19 protein-coding genes are annotated in these 19,284 nt (G+C 42.4%); 13 read left to right on the forward strand and 6 right to left on the reverse strand.

The window, feature by feature from the left end; translation table 11 throughout:
• Positions 1–29: 29 nt before the first annotated feature.
• Together BW976_RS13825 and BW976_RS13830 are read right to left on the reverse strand one after the other, a co-directional pair.
• Positions 30–278: a hypothetical protein gene (locus BW976_RS13825; RefSeq protein ID WP_076373889.1), complete on the reverse strand. Its 249-nt coding sequence runs from the start codon at positions 276–278 to the stop codon at positions 30–32.
• Between the two features lie 133 nt (positions 279–411).
• Positions 412–4,365 (reverse strand): RICIN domain-containing protein, encoded by a 3,954-nt coding sequence (locus BW976_RS13830; RefSeq protein WP_076373890.1) that lies wholly within the window; start codon positions 4,363–4,365, stop codon positions 412–414.
• Positions 4,366–4,577: 212 nt separating this feature from the next.
• Here BW976_RS13830 and BW976_RS13835 point away from each other — a divergent pair, with 212 nt between their 5' ends.
• The gene (locus tag BW976_RS13835; RefSeq protein ID WP_076373891.1) at positions 4,578–5,330 is read left to right on the forward strand and encodes a UDP-2,3-diacylglucosamine diphosphatase; all 753 of its coding nucleotides are present in this window, start codon (positions 4,578–4,580) and stop codon (positions 5,328–5,330) included.
• On the opposite strand, the gene BW976_RS13840 is transcribed toward BW976_RS13835, so the two are convergent.
• On the reverse strand, positions 5,327–5,653 hold the full coding sequence (locus BW976_RS13840) for an SHOCT domain-containing protein (RefSeq protein WP_076373892.1): 327 nt from the start codon (positions 5,651–5,653) through the stop codon (positions 5,327–5,329). The two genes, BW976_RS13835 and BW976_RS13840, sit on opposite strands and share 4 nt — an antisense overlap.
• A 253-nt stretch (positions 5,654–5,906) precedes the next feature.
• On the opposite strand from BW976_RS13840, the gene prfA reads away from it, so the two are divergent.
• The 10 genes from prfA to BW976_RS13890 all read left to right on the forward strand — a co-directional run bounded on the left by prfA (position 5,907) and on the right by BW976_RS13890 (position 14,542).
• A complete protein-coding gene (gene prfA, locus BW976_RS13845) occupies positions 5,907–6,980 on the forward strand; it encodes a peptide chain release factor 1 (RefSeq protein WP_076373893.1) in 1,074 nt (357 codons plus the stop codon).
• 312 nt (positions 6,981–7,292) lie between these two features.
• A complete protein-coding gene (locus BW976_RS13850) occupies positions 7,293–8,240 on the forward strand; it encodes an FAD:protein FMN transferase (RefSeq protein WP_076373894.1) in 948 nt (315 codons plus the stop codon).
• Positions 8,241–8,430: 190 nt separating this feature from the next.
• Positions 8,431–8,763, forward strand: coding sequence for a hypothetical protein (locus tag BW976_RS13855; RefSeq protein WP_076373895.1), 333 nt, complete (start codon positions 8,431–8,433; stop codon positions 8,761–8,763).
• A gap of 30 nt (positions 8,764–8,793) precedes the next feature.
• A complete protein-coding gene (locus BW976_RS13860) occupies positions 8,794–9,672 on the forward strand; it encodes a hypothetical protein (protein WP_076373896.1) in 879 nt (292 codons plus the stop codon).
• 6 nt (positions 9,673–9,678) lie between these two features.
• The gene (locus BW976_RS13865) at positions 9,679–10,362 is read left to right on the forward strand and encodes a response regulator transcription factor (RefSeq protein ID WP_076373897.1); all 684 of its coding nucleotides are present in this window, start codon (positions 9,679–9,681) and stop codon (positions 10,360–10,362) included.
• A 3-nt stretch (positions 10,363–10,365) separates the two neighbouring features.
• Positions 10,366–11,700 (forward strand): sensor histidine kinase, encoded by a 1,335-nt coding sequence (locus BW976_RS13870; protein ID WP_076373898.1) that lies wholly within the window; start codon positions 10,366–10,368, stop codon positions 11,698–11,700.
• Between the two features lie 230 nt (positions 11,701–11,930).
• Positions 11,931–12,611 carry a YiaD family glycine zipper/OmpA-like lipoprotein gene (locus tag BW976_RS13875; RefSeq protein ID WP_076373899.1) on the forward strand — a complete coding sequence of 227 codons (681 nt, stop codon included), beginning with the start codon at positions 11,931–11,933 and terminating at the stop codon, positions 12,609–12,611.
• Between the two features lie 144 nt (positions 12,612–12,755).
• Complete coding sequence (locus tag BW976_RS13880; protein WP_076373900.1) at positions 12,756–13,145, forward strand: HYC_CC_PP family protein; 390 nt, start codon at positions 12,756–12,758, stop codon at positions 13,143–13,145.
• A 76-nt stretch (positions 13,146–13,221) separates the two neighbouring features.
• Positions 13,222–13,722, forward strand: a complete 501-nt coding sequence (locus BW976_RS13885) for a heavy-metal-associated domain-containing protein (protein ID WP_076373901.1) — start codon at positions 13,222–13,224, stop codon at positions 13,720–13,722.
• Positions 13,723–13,741: 19 nt separating this feature from the next.
• Entirely contained in the window at positions 13,742–14,542 is an 801-nt protein-coding gene (locus BW976_RS13890) for a hypothetical protein (RefSeq protein ID WP_076373902.1), read from the forward strand.
• 147 nt (positions 14,543–14,689) lie between these two features.
• Here BW976_RS13890 and BW976_RS13895 read toward each other — a convergent pair whose 3' ends face one another.
• On the reverse strand, positions 14,690–15,604 hold the full coding sequence (locus BW976_RS13895; protein WP_076373903.1) for a hypothetical protein: 915 nt from the start codon (positions 15,602–15,604) through the stop codon (positions 14,690–14,692).
• A 351-nt stretch (positions 15,605–15,955) separates the two neighbouring features.
• On the opposite strand from BW976_RS13895, the gene BW976_RS13900 reads away from it, so the two are divergent.
• Positions 15,956–17,518 carry a glycoside hydrolase family 10-like protein gene (locus BW976_RS13900; protein WP_076373904.1) on the forward strand — a complete coding sequence of 521 codons (1,563 nt, stop codon included), beginning with the start codon at positions 15,956–15,958 and terminating at the stop codon, positions 17,516–17,518.
• On the opposite strand, the gene BW976_RS13905 is transcribed toward BW976_RS13900, so the two are convergent.
• Positions 17,519–18,268, reverse strand: a complete 750-nt coding sequence (locus BW976_RS13905) for an SDR family NAD(P)-dependent oxidoreductase (protein ID WP_076373905.1) — start codon at positions 18,266–18,268, stop codon at positions 17,519–17,521. It lies immediately after the preceding gene.
• 3 nt (positions 18,269–18,271) lie between these two features.
• Positions 18,272–19,060: a DUF1835 domain-containing protein gene (locus tag BW976_RS13910; protein WP_076373906.1), complete on the reverse strand. Its 789-nt coding sequence runs from the start codon at positions 19,058–19,060 to the stop codon at positions 18,272–18,274.
• Here BW976_RS13910 and BW976_RS13915 point away from each other — a divergent pair.
• Positions 19,050–19,283: a hypothetical protein gene (locus tag BW976_RS13915; protein ID WP_076373907.1), complete on the forward strand. Its 234-nt coding sequence runs from the start codon at positions 19,050–19,052 to the stop codon at positions 19,281–19,283. The genes BW976_RS13910 and BW976_RS13915 overlap by 11 nt on opposite strands.
• Position 19,284: the final 1 nt, after the last annotated feature.

Genomic DNA, 19,284 nt, shown 5'->3' on the forward strand with positions numbered 1-19,284 from the left:
AAATGTACCCAGCCTATGTTTATAAACAGTTAATTACCCGGCTGAGCATCTGGCTTTTTACCTGGCTGCTGATCGGCCCTTGGCGCAATACCATCTTCGAAGTTTAGTGTAAAGGCCGATTCTGATGCCCGGCTTGCCGCTTCTAATGCAGAAACATTAGGTTCATCGGTATCCAATATCTGATTGCCGGTATCTATTCCGTCGCCCTGTTCAAATTCATTGCCGGGGTCTTTATCTTCCTGAGCGTCGTCGAGGTTTGGGTTTTCTGGATTTGCCATAATTTTGTGGGTTTAATAACTATACAACGATAAAGATGCCCGGATGTTTCGTTTGGATGTCTCCGGGAGATGGGGTAATCATCAACACAAAATTCTCCCGGGTAAGGTTTTGCCCGGGAGAAAAGAATACGTTTTAGCTACCTATTTTAATGGAAATATTAAACAAATACATCTCCTGTGAAACAACCGTATCAAGTGTGACGATATATGGTGTGCTTTGTGTAACGCTGCAGCTGTAGGTTGGAGGAACAGGATCATTCGAATTATAGCCTGCTCCTTGATTATATGAATTATTGATGGAGATACTTCCCACACTATCTGCATTATTATTATCGGTAATAACTAAAGTACCATACATTCCAAAAATATACCATGTAGCAGGTCCCGAAGACCCCTCTTCTACCTCCCAACAGGTACCCGCCACTGTTTGCAGGCCATAAGGCGTTATTGATCTGGTTGTATTAGCCTCCAGGGCACCACTCTGACCTGGTGAGCCGCTAAAATTACATCCGTTTCCTAATAAGCCATAAAAACTCGATATCGTAATCAAAAGTTCCTGATTTGTAAAATTTTGTATGTTTACAATAGCGCTGGCGCCAAAGCTTGATGGCGCAGAATCTTTGCCACCAACCCATACAATATATTCACGAGGCAAGTTCCATCCGTTGATACCCCTGAAGAAACTGATAGGATCAACCCCATTAGCCCAAACAACATCCATCATCTGTTGGTTTACCGTTGTAGTATAAATGTTCTGCGTGCCATCATCATTATTTTCTACAAATGAGCCATCGCTTTGCAAACCCGCCGGGCTTAAGCTGCCCTGATTAGCATGCATAGTGGCACTAATCTTATAGCCGGTATTTGCCGGCATCAGCGTTTGCAGTACACCAATGGTATATCCGCCAAGCAATTGATTCGCCTGCATCGGTGTCATGGTTGATGGCCAGAAAAGTGATGACATGGTTCCTACGCTACGGGTCATATTATAAACAGCCCCCAATTTACCCCAATCAGATAAGATCAAAGCTTCTATCTGGCCCAACGTTGAGCCAATTGCTTCAAATTCATTTAAAAGCGCTTGCTGCATTTCCAAAACCGTCATTTCATAGTTATACATATTCTGCATAGCCTTATTAAATGCAGTTTCGTATTTTGCTGTCATGGCGCTTGCCTTTGTCTGCTGTATCCCCTGGGATGTTGTAAACCCGGTTGCCATCAAATTAGCGATGCATGGCAAACCATCTTTTACAAATTTCCCCGCCATAGTGCCCACTTCCGGATCACCAACAAAAAGCCCGGCCGCATTGAGCGAGGTATAAGCCAGGCCCTCTATCAGATCACCTATCCAGCTCTTTTTCTTTTTTTGAGGTTGTATTTTTGTTTGTAAACCTTTGGGCAGCTCGCATCCTGTTACCAGTTCAGATAGTGTCATGGCCTGTGCCTGGCTCAACGACAGGTGAAGCGCGGTAGCCTGCGCAAAAAGCAACTGAACAGCTGTTGCCGCTGTTAATTCTTTATTTAACTGGGTTACAACACTTATCCAGTCTTCAAGCTCCTCTTTTGATGGCTTTGTTTTACCGGTTAATGCTCCATCATTTACAAGAGGCAGCAGAATCAGATTCATCTGCAATTGGTAATTACTTAAAGGAGCTGCAAGGTTGGCATATTGCACGCGGATACCATCGGGCAAACCAAGCTCTTGATTAATAGCCTTGTATGCGATGGCCTGGCCCGGTGTCCAGGCAGGAAAAGGTACCGGCGATTGTTGCAGCGTTGTTTGCAAAGCCACCCCGGGCGAAAAATCCCAAAGCTGGAGGGCTGTCTTAGGACTATCGGAAAGGGCTGTTGTAATTGCATTTGATGGCGCAGTAGTTGCTGACGCCGTAAGCGCCTGGCCACTATATTGATTAACGATAAGGCCTTCGAGGCTAACGGACCAAAGCTGAAACAGCTGCACATCCGGCTGGCGGGGATAGGCAACCACATTATTGGTATAGGTGGGATTTTGAGGTGTGCTAGTAGGGTCCACCTCCAGCGACAGTACTACATCCGGATCTGTACCGCTTACAATGTAGCCCGGAAATTGAAACTGCCACATGGACAGGGCTGCAATATCCGACTTTTCATTTACCGTAGCTTGAAAGTTTCCTGAAGTGGCGCTGGCCGGCAATGAAAGAAACAGGCCTGCCACCTCATCTGTACCACCAACATTACGAATGGTAGTACTCTGTCCAAATGTTGGCGCATGGGGCAATACATACCATAATTGGTTGCCGGTATCGTTAATTGCCGCTGCCGGCTGAAGCGTTATTGAACCATTTGGTGAACCGGCAGCCCAAAGCACCTGGTTTTGCCCCAGGTTTTGAAGAACACCACAGGGAACATCGCCTTTGTGCCCTTCTACAGCCAAGGGCTGGGAATAGTCCCAAAACCATTGCTGATTTGTTGAACCAGGCTGCAAACCAGCAAGGGTCACAACACCACCGGCCGAAGCGCCCGTTAGTACCAGGTTAGGATTAACAGCGCTCACGATATTGCCATTAAACATTTTACGCCATAACTGGTTTATTGATGCTTGCCCCTGTGGCAGCACATAACCACCAAGCGGCGGCGAGGCCTCCAAATTCCCATCGGCAGATACGGTAAGCAATAACGTGGCTGGAGCCCCCGGCGGTGTTAGTGAATTCTGAATGGTAAACCACTGTCCCGAAGGTTCTGGTATATAAGGTATCGTGTTCCAGACACCATTTGATGAAGTATCGAATGTAAATGTAATAACTTCGGTACCAGCTGTAGCAGTTCCATCATCTACATTTAAAAACCATACATTACCCGATGTACCTACAGCTATCGTCCCATTGCTGTATCTGTACCACTGCTGCCAGGCCTGGTTGGACTGAACTGGCTCAATCGTTACCTGCTGTTTACCATTACTGCTTGCCGTTAATGCCATGGAGCTGTCGAGCGCGCTGAATATGACACCATTGGCGTTGATTTGCCAGAGCTGATTAACCGCGCCAGGCTGCAAAGGCTCTATAACTACGCCGGCGCCCGCCTTAGCCACGGTACCAGAGACAGTTAAAACAAAAGGCGGTGCATCGGAACCGGCCGACACTTCGGTTGCCAGATAAAACCACTCACCAATGGGCATGCTTTGTGCCGAAAGGGTATACCAGGTTTCATCGCTCATATCATTGCTGCTGTTGAGGTGCCAGGCAATAACAATAGCGCCATTGGACTGATCTGCATCATTTACATTCAGGTACAATGCATTGTTATTAGTAGACAAACAGTTATTTTCATAACTCCATTGTTGTGCATATGAATCTGATACCCCCGTAAGTACTACCTGATCAGTACTATTGCCATCATTGGGCAGCAATACCGACAGCAAGCCTGAATCTGACACCGAAGCGATAGTACCATCTCCATTAAATGCCCAAAGCTGCGATGGAGCACCTGGTTGCCACTGTTCAATTACTGCCCCAGATGCAGCTGCAGCCAGCATATATGGGTTAGTCCCGCTGTGAACATATCCGCTTAAAGCACTTTGGATATAAAATTGATTATAGGGTAATAACACTTCGTCCGCAGCTTGCATAGCCCAAAGCTGCCCGGGTGACGGCGGGCTGTTTAAAGCAGCCGTACTTAGGTTAGGAGCTATCGAATTAGAATTATAAACAACCTGCGTATCAGGCGCGGTAATGGCTTCCTGCGTTTGCTTATTCACTATAGTATAGGAGCCCGGGGTACCGGCTATTGTCCAGTACTGACTGGGATCGCTGTAATTTCTTATACAGGCTATTACAGTTGATGAATTAACGCCCAGCACTATTAGTGGATCCGACGGACATATAATCATACCCGTTGGTGTAAGAAACCAGGCACTGTTCCATGAAAACGTACCGGGGGTTATCGCCCATAAAATAATAGGCTGCCCAGCCCCTGCCACGCCTGCCGCTATATTCATAGCATTATTTGCAAAAACAGGGCTCGCCGCCGATACAAAATATAACTGGATGTTTGGCACAGGCGCTATGCCAATGGGGTTAGTGCTTAAATTAGGTGTGTTGGAGATAGACATAATTTGGGGTTTTAGGTTATATATTTATAATAAATACGCACTATAAATTTAGCCATTCAAACAGGAACAATCATATTATCATAATATTATTACAATTAATATGGCGATGATTTAACGCTGATTATCTATTATTTACATCTTTTTATTGATGATCACCCGGGTTCATTATACCAGCTTCGCGCTTTCGCGCTTAAAATGTATTTTTGCGAGGTATGGCAATCCGTAATAAACTTTACTTCGCTTCTGATTTTCATTTAGGCGCCGGCGGTTACGTTAATAGCCGCGACCGTGAAGACCGGATAGTGCGCTGGCTGGATAGCATTAAAACCGATGCCGCCGAACTGTTTTTAATGGGCGATGTATTTGATTTTTGGTTTGAGTATAAAACCGTAGTACCCAAAGGTTATATCCGCTTTTTAGGCAAACTGGCCGAGCTTACGGATGCCGGTGTAAAGCTTTATCTTTTTAAGGGCAACCACGATATGTGGATGTTTGATTATTTTGAAAATGAGCTGGGAGCTGTTATCATCAGCAATGAATTGAAGATAGAACGTAACGGCAAAAAGTTTTTCCTCCATCATGGGGATGGCCTTGGCCCGGGAGACGGCTTTTATAAAGTGATGAAAAACTTTTTCAGGAGCGGCTTTTGTCAATGGCTTTTTGCCAGAATACACCCCAATCTGGGGGTTGGCATTGCTAATTATTGGTCGACACACAGCCGCATCAGCAACGAGAAAAAAGAAAATCCAAAATCTGGCGAGCAGGAATGGCTCGTAACTTTTTGCCGTGAAGAACTGCAAACCAATTTTTACGATTACCTTATTTTCGGTCACCGACACCTGCCATTGGACATACAGCTAAACCCCAACAGCCGCTACATTAACCTGGGCGAATGGGTGAATTACAACACCTACGCCGAGTTTGACGGAACCGAACTCAAGCTAAAGTATTTTGAAAAGCTTTAATCTCTGTTTGAGTTTAAAATTTTGGCTTTTTGAATCTGATATTCGGCTTCTGTTATGGCACCGCTATCTAATAGCTGTTTATATTTTTTCAATTCATCCGCCGAGGATTGGTTAGGGAAGTTATAAAACTTTTGCTCATCAACCCTTTTGCTGCAATAAACTATAATTACACCAAATACACTCAAAAATAAGCCCAATAATAAACCTGCCACAGGCCCTATTGTTCTGTTTAAACCTGCATTATATCCCCATATTGGCGGGATAATCATGATGCCAAATGCGATAATAATAAGAATGATTTCTGGTGCGCCTAGTCCACCCATGATAAGTAAGATTTAAGTTGATGGTTAAATATATGGATTAGTTTTTTAATAATTTATGCTCTTATAACGCCAATATCTCTTTACTCACAACTTCCCTATCCATAACTTACAATACACTGAATTATATATGCCTGAAAATATGTACTTTTGTGCGCTTTTTGCAGTATGTCTGTAACCCGATCGAAAACATGAAGAACTTTCCTGGCCGGACCATCATTAACTGCAGTATTGCCATAGATATTGAGGATAATATATGTTAGAGAAATTAGAACTGATATTTCAACGTTGGAAAAGTGTAGAAGGTGAATTGAGCAATCCGGAAGTAATGTCGGATATGAAGCGCTTTGCCCAGCTGAATAAGGAATATAAAGACCTTGCCAAAATTGTTGATGAGTATAACATTTACCGCAACATCATGAGCAATATTGATACAAATAAACACATACTAGCCACAGAAAAAGACGAAGAATTTCGTGAAATGGCCAAATCAGAACTGGATGAGTTATTAACTCAGCAGGAAGAAATGGAAGAAACCATCCGCCTGATGCTGATACCTAAAGATCCGGAAGACAGCAAAAATGCCATGATTGAGATTCGTGGTGGTACCGGTGGTGATGAAGCAGCCCTATTTGCCGGCGACCTTTACCGCATGTACATGCGCTATTGCGAAAAACGCGGCTGGAAAACCGAACTGGTTGATTATACAGAAGGCACCAGCGGTGGTTATAAAGAAGTTGTATTTAACGTAATTGCCGAAGATGCTTACGGGAATTTAAAATATGAGTCGGGCGTTCACCGGGTACAACGTGTACCGGATACCGAAACACAGGGCAGGGTGCATACGTCGGCCGCTTCGGTAGTGGTATTACCCGAGGTTGATGAGTTTGATATCGACTTACAGGTAAGCGATATCCGTAAGGACCTTTTCTGCGCGTCGGGACCAGGTGGTCAATCGGTAAATACTACTTACTCCGCTGTTAGATTAACCCACCTACCTACCGGTATAGTAGCACAATGCCAGGATCAAAAATCACAGTTAAAAAATTACGATAAGGCTTTACAGGTATTACGTTCACGTGTTTATGAAATGGAATTACAGAAACACCTGGAAGAAACCTCTAAAAAACGTAAAACCATGGTTTCCACCGGCGACCGTTCTGCTAAGGTTCGTACCTACAATTATCCGCAGGGTCGTTTAACCGAACACCGCATTGGGCTTACTATATATAACCTACCCGGCGTAATGAATGGCGATCTGCAGGAAATAATGGAAGCCTTGCAATTTGCCGAGAATGCCGAAAAACTAAAAGAAGGAACAGTAGTTTAAAAATATCCACTTCTGGTTTTTCGAGATCGGGAAAGGTTATTTGATGATATATAAAATGCCATAAGTATGTTACTTATGGCATTTTTAATTTACAGGCAACCAGCTCCATCTAACCAACTGTAATCCAATTGTTAAAAAATGTAAAAACTATCGCGATGCGATAATTACAATCCCTTTTTCATCTTATTTTCATATAAGGGGGCTACTTTAGCCCTTGTACAGTGATCATGTAGCGCTTTTGATAACACTTTCGTATTGTACTTAGCACTTCATAACACCGCTTATTTTTTTGACAATAACTAAATTTTATTTATGCTGGCAGTAAAAACTTTAACCAATAATTTAACCACTTACAGGCGTAGTGTACGCCTAATGGGTGATAAATTTGAAATTAGTGTAGTTGGGAACGATCCCCTACTGGCCGATGAACAAATTGATATTGCCATCAACGAAATTAACCGCGTTGAAAAATTACTGTCGGCTTTTAGCGAAGACAGTAATATTAATCAAATCAACCGCAATGCGGGTATCGAACCGGTGAAAGCGAATGCTGAAATTTTCAGACTGATTGACAGGGCACTTCAAATATCAGAGCTTACACACGGAGCATTTGACATGACTTACTTTACCGGCAACGCTTATACCAGTGACGATGCCATGCTTACCGAAAATGCCGATGTTAAAATAGCACCTTCGCCGGTAATGCTTACCAATTATAAAAACGTAGTGGTTGATGCCACTAAACAAACCGTTTTTTTAAAGGAAAAAGGCATGCGCATTGGCTTTGGCGCCAATAGTAAGGGGTATGCTGCCGACCGCGCCAAATACATTTTGCAAATGAATGGCGTAAGTAGCGGTGTTATTAACGCAGGAGGCGATCTGCTAACCTGGGGTACACAGCCTAACCAAAAACCATGGACAGTTGGCACAGCCGATCCGGAACAAAGAAAACAACCATTTGCCCATCTGGACATCAGCAATATGGCCTTTGCCACATCCGTTAATGCCGAAAAATATGCCAGCATCAGCAACAAAAAATTTGTTAGCGTAATGACTGCTAAAAAAGGCTTCCCGGTAAGTGAGATCACCAGCGTGAGCATCATCAGCCCAACAGCCGAACTATCAGATGCTATGGCTTCACCACTGATTAACATTGGTGTTAACGCAGGCCTGTATATGATTAACCAGCTAAATCAAATTGCCTGTATTATTATCGACGACCAAAACCGTATTTATACGTCAAAGGATGTTAGTATCTGATACAAGCATTTATATTTAAACATATCATAATTATTCTGGCAAATCTGCAGCTTCATTACTCATCTGCCTTAACGCTTTGTATACAAAATGTTAAGGCAGATGGTATTTTATTAACAGTATCCCTCCCCTTGGATTTAACTGTATAAATTGACCGATATTTGACAACAATTTTAAGTTTTTCATCCCCTCAATGATAAAGTGGTTTGCGTATATTGTCCTGGTATTAATATTTGCACCATGTTTGTTATTTGCAGGCGCTAAAAACAGTCTGTCGGACCCCGTTTATAGCAAAATCCCACCCATTCTGCACAATAAAATTCTGGCGGATACGATATTGGCAAAAAATGCGAAACAGGATGAAAAAAATAAAATTAAAGAGGTAGCAAAACCAAAAAAGCAGGCTAAGCCCACAAAGGTTGATGATTCAGGGGAACCCGTGACCTCTAAACCCAAACCCAAGAGACAACGCCGGCCAGAGGGCCTGGAACGCCCGCCGGAGATACCCAGAAGAAATGGCAATTAACAGGTTAATAAAAAAATTTACCAATTATTGATGAAGTACCTTTGCTTACTTTTTTTTATTGCCGGCAGCAATGCCCTGTACGCTGCAGGTATTGACAGGAACCTCCTGACTATAGGTAACAGCTATCAGCTCAATGCCGATACCGATACTATTGTCAGAAAAAAATCGCTTTCTGTAGGTGTAAGTTATGGCAGCGATGCTTTGTTTTTTGGGCGTACAGGCCCCATCAAATATCCGTTCGTTACCGGCGATGCTATATATAACACTAAATCAGGCGTGTTTATATACGGTTCGGTACTCAAAGTATTAGGCTATGCCCCAGTTGATGAGGTTGATGTGGGTGGCGGTTATTTTTACAAGTTTTCAAAATCATTTTCGGGCGCGGTTAGTTACACCCGGTTCATATTTAACAAAAATGCCAATGTGATTAAGTCGGCATCGTCAAATGATATCAATTTTAAAAACGCCTACGACTGGAAACTCTTTAAAACAACCATTATTCTGGATTATCTTTTTGGAAAATCGAATGATTTTTTTACTACCGTAAGCACCTCAAAATATTTCGAAACCAGCTGGAGCATTTTTGACGATAAGGATTACCTGTCTTTCAACCCTTCATTCAACGTGATCGTGGGAACACAAAATTTTGTACAGCGTTATGAAGTTGATCATAACTATCAGTATGTTTTACCTCCAGCCGTATTAGAAAACCTCAACCTGAGCGCTGCGCGAAGAAACAGGATCTTCAACGTGCTTAATTATAGCTTTAAAGTACCAGTTGCCTATAATAGGCCGCATTATACGCTGGAAGCTTCCTGGCGCTATTCGATGCCCGTTAATGTGGAGGGAAGCCTCGAAAACAGGCGGGAATCATTTTTTAACTTTACATTTTACTACCTTTTTTATTAACAGCGTATGAATGTATTGATTATTGAGGATGAACGGGCGCTTGCACAGGAACTGGAAATATTTCTGACCAATTATAACTACATCTGCGATGTGTGCTTTAACGGAGCATCAGCTTCTGAAAAAATTGCGGTTAACCTGTATGATTTTATTTTAATAGACCTTGGCCTGCCTGATTATGACGGCCTGGATCTGTTAAAAGAAGCCAAAAAAATAGATTCCGAAGCTGCATGTATCATACTCACCGCCCGTGCAGAAATTAACGATCGCATTAAAGGGCTTGATCTGGGAGCCGACGATTATTTACCTAAACCATTTTCGTTGCTCGAGCTTCAAAGCCGTATGCAGGCCATTATACGTCGCAAATTTGGGGTAAAAAATAACACTATTGAACTGGGTGAATTCCTGATCGATCTGACTAATCGTACTATATCGCATGGAAATAGCGTTGTAAATACGATTACCAAAAAGGAATTTGACCTGATAGCTTATTTAATTTTACACAAAAACAGGACTTTAACCCGCATGCAGTTAAGCGAACATATCTGGGGTAGCGTGGTAAATAATGATTACGACTCCAACTATATCGATGCTCACATTAAAAATATACGAAAAAAGTTAAATGCCTTTGCCTCTCCCGATTGGCTGGAAACGGTACGCGGTTTAGGTTATAAAATAAAGATCAACGCTTAAGCATTGAGACTCAGGACAAAACTTACCCTTTTTAATGCCATATCAAAACTGGTGATCGTAGTACTGTTTGTACTGCTGGTACCCGTATTGATCAAAAACATAAGCAGTAATTATGTAGATAGTAAACTCATCAAGCAAAAAAACAAGCTTCTGCAAATAGTAAAAAGCCGGGGTATTGAAACCTATATAGAAAACGGCGAAGCTTATGGTAGCTACCTGCCCCTTAAAGAAGAATACATAGGTTTGGATGAGGTTGAACCCGGTTTTTTTTTAGACACCATTAAACTGGGCAAACGCAAGTTTAGCGAAGGTGATACACTGGAGTACCGGATACTAAGTCACACTTTTAAAGTCAAAAACCATAACTACTTGCTGGAGATAGGTAAAAGTGTAGATACGCTTGATGAAACTAGTGCCCCGCTGCAAAATATTGCTTTCCAGGTATTGCTGGGTATGATATTGCTTACCATTCTGGCCGATCAGTTTTATTCTAATTATGTGCTCAAGCCTCTGCGGCTCATTATTAAAACCAAACTTGTTGGCCAAAAGTTCCCTAATTTTAACTCCTACCGTAAGGTACGCACAACCACCAGCGATTTTGAATACCTGGATATCAGTATCCATAAAATGGTGGAGACCATTGCTGATAAATTTCAGAAAGAACGGGAGTTTATTTCCAATGCTTCGCATGAGTTGATGACGCCGATATCTATTCTGCAATCAAAAATTGAAAACATGTTTGAGGAGGAAGATATCAGCGATGACTTGAAGGGTCGCCTCATTGAGATGCAGAAAATACTGAACCGCTTAAAAAGCATCACCAAAACCCTGTTATTGATATCGCAAATTGAAAACGAACAATTTTTAAAAGAAGACAAGGTGCCGGTGGTTGAACTGCTTCAGGATGTATACGATGAAATTTCTATACGCTTACAGGACAAAAATATCAGTTATAGTATCGATATACCCGAGAATTGGAATTTGGTAAATATTAATAAGTTCCTGCTATTCAATTTATTTTTCAACCTCATCAATAACGCCATCAAATACAATAACGAGGGCGGCTATATTCAAATAACCGGAATCGCGGGGCACAATAACTTTATCATCAGCATAACCGATAATGGTATCGGTATCGACGCCGAAGCCATCCCTTTTATATTTAACCGCTTTAAAAAATTCAGGCAATCGCTTCGGCAGGATAGCTTTGGTTTGGGTTTACCCATTGTTAAATCAATAGCTACTTTTCATGATATCGATATGGAGGTGATTTCTGTTAAAGATACCGGCAGTACCTTTAAATTGATATTTCCAGCCACGCTCATTGTGGTGAATTAATCACCTCAGTGGCTATAATTGTATCGACAATTTTACATTCCTTGTACTAAAAATAAGCCATTTTTTGAGATTTGGACAAAATGTCAATTACTTATTTGAAAATTCCTTTCCTAAACATTAAAAAAATATAGCTATAGTATGCTTTTACTCGGTTTAAAAAACAATCGCTGTTTTTTGCTGTTTTTGGCATTGGCTTTGCAAATGATACATAAAACATATCATAATTATATATGAAAACTCTTAGAATTAAGATAGCCACTCTGAGTTTGGCTTTAGCCACCGTCGGTATTTTAGGCTCAGGTTGCGATTCATTGACCAAAACACAAAAAGGCGCAGCAATTGGTGCAGGTGCGGGTGGAACAATAGGTGCTTTTATTGGTAAAGCAGCCGGTAACACCGCATTGGGAGCCATTATTGGCGGTGCTGTAGGTGGTACCGCCGGTGCATTTATTGGTCGTAACATGGATAGGCAGGCTGCCGAAATAAAGCAAACCGTTCCGGGAGCTACTGTTACCCGTGAAGGTGAGGGCATTTTGGTTAAGTTTGACTCAGGTATATTATTTGATACCAACAAGTCTGATCTTAAACCAGAGGCACAAAGCAACCTGCAAAAACTGGCTACTTCATTACAAAACAATCAAAACACCAACATTTTAATAGTAGGGCATACAGACAATACTGGTTCAGATTCTTATAACATGGATCTTTCTGTAAGAAGGGCCGAATCTGTAAAATCATACATCGCAGCCAACAATGTAAGTCCATCACGTTTAACCACTTCAGGTAAGGGCGAAAGTGAACCAATTGCCGATAATACAACCGTTGAAGGTCGTGCTCAAAACCGCAGGGTAGAGATTGTAATTGTTGCTAATGACCAAATGAAACAGCAGGCTAAACAATCTGCTCAGTAATAACCATATAATAAGATCAAGTTAATTTCAAAGCACCGGGCCGCGAGGGTTCGGTGCTTTGTGCTTGTATAGGGTTTTGGTCATATTTCGGGAATACATAAAAACAATTTGTAATCAACAAGTTAATCCATTATTTTTGCTATTATGGTAAAAAGATCAGGAGCTTTATTATTGACCTTACTGTACACGGTTACGGTATTGGGCTTTGCTCTTAATCTGCATTATTGTGGTACGCAGATAGCCTCTGTTAAAATTGATTCCCCGGCTATTAGTTGCAAAATGGCCCAAAGTTGCGGCAAAATGAAATGCTGCAAGGATAAGCACCTGCAAATTAAAGTAAAGGACGCGCACCAGATTGAACCGGTTTCCATCATATCCAAACTTTTTGGGTTTGATATACCCCGGTTATCTTTCAACGGATTCTTTACGCCTTCCAGGCAATCATTCGCCAATCCGTCCCTTGAACGCAGGCCACCTGGTATGCCCTGGCAAAACATTGCCTCATTTATTAAAAATTGCATTTTTCGTATTTGATCAACACTGATTGTCCATAGAATACCCGGTAAAATTACCGGTGGTTTATTTCCCAGCAATTAATTAAAAGATCAAAATGAAAACCCTAAAAATATTTATCCTACTTTTTGTATTTACTGTTACAGTTGCAAAAGCCCAGTTCACCAAAGCCGAACTGCAGGTTAGTGGCCTTACCTGCGCATTGTGCGCCAAATCAACCGAAAAAGCGTTGCGCACCCTTCCTTTTATAAGCGATATCAAGACCGATCTGATGCACAACTTATACCTCATTACTTTTAAAAGTGATGTACCGGTAAATTTTGAGCAGATTAGCAAAAAGGTTCAGGGTTCAGGGTTTTCGGTAAACAGTTTAAAAGCCACCTTTAACTTTGATAATACCAAAGTTGCCGATAACATTTTCAGCTATGGCGGCGACACTTACAGATTACTGAATTCTGCAGATAAAGCTATAAGCGGCAATGTGAATTTCACTATAGTTGATAATGGCTTTGCCCCAAAATCTGTATCCAAAAAATACCTGGGTCAGGTTACCGATACTACTCCGGCAAGTGGTCGTATCTATCATTTAGCTATATAATCTTCATCAACAAACAATTATGAAGAAATTAATATTGGCTATTGGCCTTATGGCTTTGGCATGTTCTTCGTTTTCGCAGGAGCTGTATGTAAATACAGAACCGGCCAGTAACATGGCCACCGGCTCATTGGGCCTTCGTTTAGAGAACCAGGGATTTTTTAAACCCGATTATAAAAACCGTACAAGTTTTGAGGCGATGTATGGTGTAAGTCGGCACTTAATGGTACATGGATCGTTGTATGCATCCGACTATTACAGCAACGGCCAGCATTTTGAGGGTGGTAGTGTGTATGCCAAATACCGTTTTTTATCTATTGATACAGTGCAGAAACATTTCCGTGGAGCTTTTTTCGCGAAAGTGTCCAGTATCAATAACCCTATCGTTAACCAGGAAATAACACTCGAGGGTGATAATTCCGGCTTGCAAAGTGGTGTGGTATTCACCCAGCTTTTACATAAGCTGGCATTATCAGGCTCGGCAAGTTATTTGCGTGCTTTTGATAACCGGGGAGGCTATGACCTTACACCTTTACAGGCCCACAACGCGGTAGCCTATACCCTATCAGCCGGATACTTGTTATTCCCAAAAAACTACCGCGACTACCAGCAAACCAACGTTAACCTGTACGCCGAACTACTGGGTAAAACCAATCCGGGTCATGGGCAAAGTTACCTGGATATTGCACCGGCAGTGCAGTTGATATTTAACAGTGTTTGCCGCCTGGATTTGTCATACCGCACACCGATCTATAACGACATGACACGCAATAGTAAGAACATGTACCTAATACGGTTGGAGTATAACTTTTTTAATTTGTAAACCCCACCCAACCCTCCCCAAAGGAGAGGGCTTTATAAAAAACGCTTTAGACTCTCTCTTTTGGATGGTGGTTGGAGTGAAGTCGCTTAAAACAAAAAGCCCCGTTCCGGTATCCGGAACAGGGCTTTTATATATGTTTAAATAAGCTTATTTAAGTGTAAAGCCGGTTTTACCCATAGTACCACCATCGGCATAAAGCAACACGGTGTAGGTACCTTTTTGAAAAGGCAGGTTAGGATTTACCCAATCAATAGTGTATTGACTGCCATCGTCTTTAAAATCAATAGACGTTTTATAAGTGTATTGCAGATCCTGGTTATCAGCACTGAAAGTTCCACCATCGGCAGGTGTTATCAGGTTGCCGGTTGGGTCAATAATGCGCACATAAATATCATGCATGCTTTTTATAGCGATGCTGTTGCTGGCTACTGTAAAATTGATCTTGATTTTTTTAGCGGGATTTGCACGGGTAACATCAACCTCTTTACCACTGCTTTTAACCTTATATGCCACCACATTTGCCTGAGCCAGCTTGAGCGCCTGCGCCACCTTTACCTTCGCATCCAAATCCTGGTTTTGCTTAGTGAGCGTATCAGCCTTTTTAGCTACCGTAGCCAGATTGGTTTTTAGCGTATCCCTTTCTGATGCTAAGGATTGATTTTGCTTCTTCAACTCGTCGATGTCGGCGGTGTATTTAGTTACAAAATACCTTAATTGTTTTACATCCTCCTGTGCTTTGGCCAATTCTTCTTTGGTTAATTTACCTTTAGCCAACTGTGTTCTTAACACATGGATCTTTGCCTGTAACGAATCATTTTTGGCCTGCAATGCTACCGACATTTTGGCTTTACCTGCATTTACCTGCTGAATTTGCGACTCAAGACTATCTAATTCTGTTTGCAGGCGGGTTTGTTCATCATGCTGGTACACTATTTTAGTGTCCGACTTGTTTTTTTGCAAGTACAGATACACATCAGTACCCAATAGAGCCAATACCACCACAATGAGGAAATAAATGACGTTGGAGTTTTTCTTAGATGGTTGACCGGATTGATTTTCCATAGCAATTAAATGTTTAATGTTTTAATACAGTTAAAAAGCAAAGCTGTTTTAAAAAAGTGCAGCTATTTAACTGTTGTGATTAATTTACAAGCAACTCTAAACGGGTAGATATTGCCCGCTTTACCTGTATTTTTCCTTTGATCAGCACTTTCATGCCCAACAATATGTAAACGTTGAAACACTAAAAATATGATTTTTAATAGAATCACAGGTAAACAAATACCTTAGGCAACGGTTAAAAATAAATACAATATGCTAAAATCACAATAAACCTTCAAATTTTATACTTCATAATAAAAGTGCAGCGTTATGAGTTTTATATCTTTGCAACTTTTACTTTAATCCCCATTGATGCATATATTTCGCCGCTTTATACTATTGATCACACCTTTGCTTACCATGGCAACTGTTTATGCGCAGCCTGCCGAACCTTCATCTAATGAACCAATAGTTAAAACAGCACCTAAACGGGAATTTAGGGGGGTGTGGATAGCAACCGTAGTAAACATCGACTGGCCTACAAGTACCAAGTTTACCACTGATAAGCAAAAACAAGAGCTTATAGATATACTCAATTCACACCAGGAAACAGGCATCAATGCGGTAATGCTACAAGTGCGCCCTGCTGCAGATGCCTTTTACGCCAAAAGCCGCGAACCCTGGTCGAAATATTTAACAGGAAAACAAGGCCAGGGACCTAGCCCTGCTTATGACCCGCTGGAGTTTGCCATAACCGAAGCTCACAAACGTGGTATGGAACTGCATGCCTGGTTTAACCCCTATCGTGCTACTTTCGACGGCAATTTCGCCGCCCTGAGTCCGCAACATATCACCAAAGTAAAACCCGACTGGTTTTTTACCTATGGCGGCATCAAAACTTTCAACCCCGGATTGCCTGAAGTACGCGAATATATTGTACAAGTGATACTGGATGTAGTTGACAACTATGACATTGATGGCGTGCATATGGATGATTATTTTTATCCGTACCCTATTGCCGGCCAAAAGATCAATGACGACGAAACCTTTAAAAAATATGGCCAGGGCTATGATAATATTAAAGATTGGCGCCGTCACAATGTTGACCTGCTGATAAAAATGATAGGAGATAGTGTACACGCTCACAACCTCGATATTAAATTTGGCATTAGCCCATTTGGTATATGGGCCAATAAATCACAAAACGACGAGGGCTCTGAAACCAACGGTGGCTCATCTTACTATGAAAACTACGCCGACTCGCGCGAGTGGGTAAAACAGGGATGGATAGATTATATCAATCCACAGCTTTACTGGCCCATCGGTAACCGGGCAGCCGATTTTGAAAAACTGCTTAACTGGTGGAGCGACAATACTTATGGCAGGCACCTTTACATCGGGCAAGCGGCGTACCGCATCAACGAGCGTAAAACTGTGGCCTTTAAAAACCCCAAACAACTACCCGATCAGATCAATATGATGCGTGCCAATCCCAGGGTCCAGGGCAGTGTTTACTTCAGCTCGAATTCGTTAACCAGCAATCCATTGGGCTTTACCGATTCGCTTCGTGAAAATTACTACAAGTATCCGGCCCTCCCACCAGTGATGCTTTGGCGCGACTCTATTGCCCCTAATGTACCACGGGAATTCACCGCGAAAGCCATACAAGGCCATGTACAATTAAGATGGATGGCACCCACCCTGGCACGCGACGAACAACCCGTTTATGGTTACGTGATCTACCGGTTCACCGATGGCGAAAAGATCAATATCGACGATCCTAAAAACATACTGCGTATTCAGTATAACAATGGTTTAATCTTTGAGGATACTACCGCGCAGAAAGGCAAAACCTATATGTATGTGATCACCGCGCTCGACAGGTTAAAAAACGAGAGCGACCGGTCGCCTACTATCGCTGTAACCGTTCGGTAATCAGCTATTCATCACCGAACCGCCATTGATATCAAGGGTTTGCCCGGTGATAGATCGCTGACTTAACAGGTAGGCTACCAAACCGGCAATTTCATCGGGCTGGCTCATGCGCCGGAGTGGTACGCTTTGCATGGCTATTTCATAAAACTCCTGTTTGCTGATGCCTATACCATCGGCAATACCCTGCAAACCATCCTGCGACATTTCAGTATCTACCCAACCCGGGCAAATGGCATTCACCAGTATATTTTCTGGAGCAAATTGCACGGCCCATGAACGCATCAGGCCCAGCAAACCGGCCTTAGAAGCACAATAAGCCGAATAGTTGGCTATACCCAACCGCGCCAGTACCGACGAGGTGATGAGAATATGTTTCTCCCCCGTTGTATTCCGCAGTGCAGGTAAAAATGTATTGACAAAATTATAGGTACCAGTAAGATTGGTGCCAATGATGTCGGCCCAACGGTCATCATCGCCCCAATAATTTTCTCCACCGATACCAGAGTTGGCTATCAGTCCGTTTACTGCCTTGTTATTCAATTGTTCAAAGGCCAGTGCAAGACTTTTTGGCTCGCGGATATCCGCTACCAGCAGGTTATGATTACTCACCGGCAGACCATGCAGTGTTTGTTGCAGCTTTTGTTCATTACGTCCGAGCAAAATACAGGTATTCCCATCCCGTGCCAATTTTTGCGCGATAGCTTGTCCAATGCCGCTCCCGGCGCCGCTGATGATATAGGAATTGCCCATATTTTATAGGTTGAGAAGTTGCTTTTGCTGCAGCCGATCAAGGTAAATATCTATTTCTGTATCGCCCATACCAAATATTTTATCTTCGTTCCAAAAGGTAGCGTATATAGCCGATCGTGTTTTAGCGCCGCTATTGTAAATATCCAGCAGCCGTTGTTCAATATAACCTAAACCTACCTCATTTACCTGCAAGCGCTTCAAATGGGCCTCCAATGCAGGTTTTAGTAAAGGCACGCCACCCCAGAAGCTATTTTCACCCAGCCATTTTTCCAGTTCGGCGGCATCACCTTGTACATATAACTGCCAGGCTTCGTTGGCCAGTTCAAACTCCCATTCGTTCAGGCGTTCGCGGCTATCGTATAGTTCCTCAAACTGATCACCATTGAGCTCACCAAGGCCTTTGGCAAAATTAAACTGTGCACAATCGCCCAGGCAAATCAAATAAATAGCCGGGTCAGACATATCTGTTTTGCGACTAAGCATTTGTAAAACACCCAGTAAGTTTACCTGGCAATGCAGGTCAAACTCAAACCACAGGTTAATTTCGATATAGTCGCTGTTGAGCTTACCCAGCTCCTCAATTACTTTATGCTGATAGGCGTCAAAGTCCTCTTTGAACGTTTGGGTGATCCATTTGGCACGGGTGCTCCAGAAACTACCCGAGAGGATATTTTCCTGCAATGGGCCCTCAGAAAGCACTTCGCGCCATACCAGTACATCGCCGTCCAGGCCGGTTTCATTAAATCCTGACAGGGCGGCATCCCCGTTTAAAATATGCAATATGTTACTCATCGGTTTTAGAATTAGTAGTGAGGCAACGGCCTTAGTCGCCGAGCGTCCTGATGGTAAAAATAAATTTAAAAAAGCAGCAATTATATCCAATCAAAAATTTAAAGAAAATTCTGAAGATGAAATGACGCTCACGCTTTCGCCCGGAGCTGTTCTGCTGACTGAGGAAAGAAAAAATAAACATTTTGTTTTTCTAAAGCCCTTTCCTTTGGAGAGGGTTGGGTGAG

This window comes from Mucilaginibacter lappiensis, assembly GCF_900155965.1.
GTDB classification, from domain to species: Bacteria; Bacteroidota; Bacteroidia; order Sphingobacteriales; family Sphingobacteriaceae; genus Mucilaginibacter; species Mucilaginibacter lappiensis.